This is a genomic window from Streptomyces sp. RP5T, assembly GCF_003933965.1.
Lineage (GTDB): Bacteria > Actinomycetota > Actinomycetes > Streptomycetales > Streptomycetaceae > Streptomyces.
In genome coordinates, this window is the sequence record NZ_RSAJ01000648.1 from 1 (window position 1) to 4,443 (window position 4,443).

Here is a 4,443-nt window from a genome sequence, read left to right on the forward strand (position 1 = left end):
CCCCTGGTCCGGGCGGCCACTTGAGGACGGAAGCGCCTTCACCGGTGCTTCACGAACCGCACATGTCCCACCCCAGCCCGTAAGGAATCCTCCGTGGCCTCTGCCTCCCACCGCCGGTCCCTCCGCAAGCGCCGCACCCTCGTCGTCTCCGCCGCCGTCGTGGCCGCGGGCGTCGGCGCCGGTGCCGTCGTGATGAACGCCCACGCCGGGACGGTGGACCTGTACCACCAGACGCTCGCCGCGAAGGACGGCTGGGCGTCCTCCGGCACGGGCACGACCGGCGGCACGAAGGCCGACTCCGCGCACACCTTCACCGTCTCCACCCGGGCGCAGCTCGTGAAGGCGCTGGGCTCGGCGACCGACACCACCCCGCGGATCATCAAGGTCAAGGGCACGATCGACGCCAACACCGACGACGCCGGCAAGAAGCTGACGTGCGCGGACTACGCGTCCGGGACGGGCTATGCGCTCGCCTCCTACCTGAAGGCGTACGACCCGGCGACCTACGGCCGCTCGAAGCTGCCCTCGGGCACGCAGGAGAACGCGCGGGCCGCCGCGCAGAAGAAGCAGGCCCAGAACATCGTCTTCAAGGTGCCCGCCAACACCACGATCGTGGGGGAGCCGGGCACGAAGGCCGGCATCTCCGGCGGCATGCTCCAGATCCAGAACGTCGACAACGTCATCGTCCGCAACCTCACCTTCGCGGCCACCGAGGACTGCTTCCCGCAGTGGGACCCGACCGACGGCGACGACGGCAACTGGAACTCGAACTACGACTCCGTGACCCTGCGCGGCGCCACCCACGTGTGGGCGGACCACAACACGTTCACGGACGCGCCGCACCTGGACTCCGCCAACCCGACGTACTACGGCCGCGAGTACCAGATCCACGACGGGGCGCTGGACATCACCAAGAGCTCGGACCTGGTGACCGTCTCCCGCAACCAGTTCACCCACCACGACAAGACGATGCTGATCGGCAGCAGCGACAGCGAGCCGAGCGGCAAGCTGCGGGTCTCGATCCACCACAACGTCTGGAAGGGCGTCGTCCAGCGCGCCCCGCTCGCCCGGGTCGGCCAGGTCCACATCTACAACAACCTCTACGACGTCACGACCCTGGACGGCTACGCGGTGCAGTACAGCATCAACTCCCGTGCCAAGGCCCAGGTCGTCGCCGCGAACAACTACTGGACGGTCCCGTCGGGCGTGAAGGTCGCCAAGCTGCTGTCCGGCGACGGCACGGGCGCGATCGCGGGCTCCGGCAACCTCGTCAACGGCACGGCGACCGACCTGGTCGCCGCATACAACGCCGCGTCCTCGAAGGACCTGAAGACGACGGTGAACTGGACCCCGACCCTGACGGCGGGCCTGGAGACCTCCGCGAAGAACTTGCCGGCCTCGCTGGCGACGACCACGGGCGCCGGAGTCCTCTCCTAGCCGGCAGGTCTCACGTGTCGTAGGTCCCGTCCCAGGGTTCCGCGAAGGCGAGGCGGTCCGGGTAGAGCTCCGCCCACTGCTCCCCCTCGTCCTCGCGGATCACCAGGCCGAAGCGGACGCCCTCGTGGGTGACGCTGAAGGGACGGATCGCGATATCCGTGTAGGAACGCCGGGGCAGACTGCGCAGCAGGGTCGCGCGATGGACCTGGGCGCGGGTCAGGGGCGAGGCGTCGCCCTCCGGGTCGCGCTGCTGCTCCGCCCAGGTGCCGGCGCACCAGATGTCGGAGTCGCGGTAATTGCCCTCCGGGTCGAAGGTGTGCAGTACCGCGTAAAGGCGTTTCTGATCTTCCCAGCCTTCCTCGAGGCGGAATCCCTCGGGAAAGGCATACGTGATCGACGCCAGGAACTGACCCTCCGCATACCGCCCGATCGTCTCGGTGCGGTGCTTCGGCTCGTACGCGACAGGAATGACCCCGGGCACTGCCATGGCGCAAACCATACGGCTTGGCGGGGACACGGCGATGCCCGGGTCGGTATCCGGACCGTGCGGGAACTGCTCCCGGACTACTCGGGGGAACCGCCGAAGCGCTCCTTGTACGTCTCCAGGTCCTCGTCCGTCAGCTTGGCGAACAGGACCGGGGGGACGGTGAAGGGGATGCCGGGGGTGAGGGCGGTCAGGGTGCGGGCCTCGTCGGCGGTGACCCAGGTGGCGGTGTCGGAGGGCAGGGCGAAGGCATGGCGCATGGCGGCCGAGGTCGCCGGGATGAACGGCTCCGAGACCACCGCGTAGAGGTGGATCAGGTTCATCGCGGTGCGCAGGGTGAGGGCCGCGGCGTCCTTGTCCGTCTTGATCTCCAGCCAGGGGGCCTTCTCCTCCAGGTAGGAGTTGCCCGCCGACCACAGGGCGCGCAGGGCGGCCGCGGCCTTGCGGAACTGCAGGGCCTCCATCTGGGACTCGTACTCGGCGAGGAGCTCGGCGATCTGCTCGCCCAGCCGCGTCTCCGCCGCGCCGGGCTCGCCGCCCGCCGGGACCTCCTCGCCGAAGCGCTTCTTCGAGAACGACAGGACGCGGTTGACGAAGTTGCCGAGGGTGTCGGCGAGGTCCTTGTTCACCGTGGCCGTGAAGTGCTCCCAGGTGAAGGACGAGTCGTCCGACTCGGGCGCGTTCGCGATGAGGAAGTAGCGCCAGTAGTCGGCGGGGAGGATGTCGAGGGCCTGGTCCGTGAACACGCCCCGCTTCTGGCTCGTGGAGAACTTTCCGCCGTAGTACGTCAGCCAGTTGAATGCCTTGACGTAGTCGACCTTCTTCCACGGCTCGCGCACGCCCAGCTCGGTGGCCGGGAACATCACCGTGTGGAACGGGACGTTGTCCTTCGCCATGAACTCGGTGTAGCGGACGTCGGTGTCGACGTCGTACCACCACGACTTCCAGTCCCGGTTCTCCGGGTCTGTGTCCCGCGCGGCGTCTGCCCACTCCTTCGTCGCGCCGATGTACTCGATCGGAGCGTCGAACCAGACGTAGAAGACCTTGCCCTCCGCCGCCAGCTCCGGCCAGGTGTCGGCCGGGACCGGCACGCCCCAGTCCAGGTCACGCGTGATCGCGCGGTCATGCAGGCCCTCGTTCAGCCACTTGCGGGCGATGGAGGAGGCCAGCTGCGGCCAGTCGGCCTCGTGGCGGGAGACCCACTCCTCGACCTCGTGCTGCAGCTTGGACTGCAGGAGGAAGAGGTGCTTGGTCTCGCGGACCTCCAGGTCCGTGGAGCCGGAGATCGCCGAGCGCGGGTTGATCAGGTCGGTCGGGTCCAGGACGCGGGTGCAGTTCTCGCACTGGTCGCCGCGGGCCTTGTCGTAGCCGCAGTGCGGGCAGGTGCCCTCGACATAGCGGTCCGGGAGGAAACGGCCGTCGGTGGGCGAGTAGACCTGCCGGATCGCCCGCTCCTCGATGAAGCCGTTCTCGTTGAGGCGGCGGGCGAAGTGCTGGGTGATCTCGACGTTCTGCGCGCTGGAGCTGCGGCCGAAGTAGTCGAACGCGAGCGCGAAGCCGTCGTAGACCGCCTTCTGCGCGTCGTGCGCCTGCGCGCAGAACTCGTCGACGGGCAGCCCCTGCTCCTTGGCGGCCAGCTCGGCCGGGGTGCCGTGCTCGTCCGTCGCGCAGATGTAGAGCACGTCGTGGCCGCGCTGGCGCAGGTAACGGGAGTAGACGTCCGCCGGGAGCATGGACCCCACCATGTTGCCCAGGTGCTTGATCCCGTTGATGTACGGAAGGGCGCTGGTGATGAGGTGTCGAGCCATCGGGGGCTGCTCCCAGGTCGGGTCGTTTCAAACGTGTGCTTGCGAACCTTGAAATCGTATCCGACAGGGGTGGGCCGCCCGCTTCCCGTTTTACTGGCTGGGAAGGGGCGGCCTCAGGGGTGGTGCTACGGCGTCACGGGCGCCAGTTCGCGAGGATGCCCTCGTAGACCTCGGCGTCCGTGAGTTCCTTCGGGGTTTCGCCCGCGAGGAAGTGGGACGTGTTGGGGAGCTTGAGCTTGCGGAGGTAGTCGAAGGCCTTGTTCTCCGGGTCACCGAAGGCGACGAAGGAGAAGAAGACGCCGGGGTGGGTCTTCGCCGCCTCCGTGAGGGCCTGGGTGGCGGGGGTCTTCGCGTCCGGGGCGCCGTCGGTCTGGAAGACGACCAGGGCGGGGATGCCGGGGTTCTCCTTGGTGTGGTGCGCGAGGACTTCCTCGACGGCCGCGTGGTAGCTGGTACGGCCCATGCGGCCGAGGCCGGCGTGGAGCTCGTCGATCCTGTTCTCGTACTCGGTGAGGGTCAGCTCGCCGGTGCCGTCGAGTTCGGTGGAGAAGAAGACGACGTGCACCTTGGACTCGGGGTCCAGGTGGGCGGCGAGGGCGAGGGTCTGCTCACCGAGGGCCTGCGCGGAGCCGTCCTTGTAGTACGGGCGCATGCTCGCGGAGCGGTCCAGGACGAGGTACGTCTTCGCGGTGGTGCCGGTGAGGGTGTGGGCGG

General features: G+C 68.5%; 4 protein-coding genes. 1 reads left to right on the plus strand and 3 read right to left on the minus strand.

Annotated features, from left to right (window positions below; all coding sequences use genetic code 11):
- The first annotated feature begins 93 nt into the window (after positions 1-93).
- Positions 94-1,437 carry a polysaccharide lyase family 1 protein gene (locus EHS43_RS38345; RefSeq protein ID WP_125195215.1) on the plus strand — a complete coding sequence of 448 codons (1,344 nt, stop codon included), beginning with the start codon at positions 94-96 and terminating at the stop codon, positions 1,435-1,437.
- Positions 1,438-1,447: 10 nt separating this feature from the next.
- Here the strand turns inward: EHS43_RS38345 and EHS43_RS38350 are convergent, their stop codons facing one another.
- From EHS43_RS38350 to EHS43_RS38360, 3 genes are all read right to left on the minus strand, one after another.
- Positions 1,448-1,924 carry a hypothetical protein gene (locus EHS43_RS38350; protein WP_125195216.1) on the minus strand — a complete coding sequence of 159 codons (477 nt, stop codon included), beginning with the start codon at positions 1,922-1,924 and terminating at the stop codon, positions 1,448-1,450.
- A 77-nt stretch (positions 1,925-2,001) separates the two neighbouring features.
- Complete coding sequence (gene metG, locus EHS43_RS38355) at positions 2,002-3,729, minus strand: methionine--tRNA ligase (RefSeq protein ID WP_125195217.1); 1,728 nt, start codon at positions 3,727-3,729, stop codon at positions 2,002-2,004.
- A gap of 133 nt (positions 3,730-3,862) precedes the next feature.
- Positions 3,863-4,443: VWA domain-containing protein (locus EHS43_RS38360; RefSeq protein ID WP_125195218.1), on the minus strand; the 581-nt coding region annotated here is incomplete at its 5' end.

Coding starts and splice junctions, on each gene's coding strand:
- EHS43_RS38350 (WP_125195216.1), bottom strand. CDS start 1,924: ATGGCAGTGCCCGGGGTCATTCCTGTCGCGTACGAGCCGAAGCACCGC.
- metG (WP_125195217.1), bottom strand. CDS start 3,729: ATGGCTCGACACCTCATCACCAGCGCCCTTCCGTACATCAACGGGATC.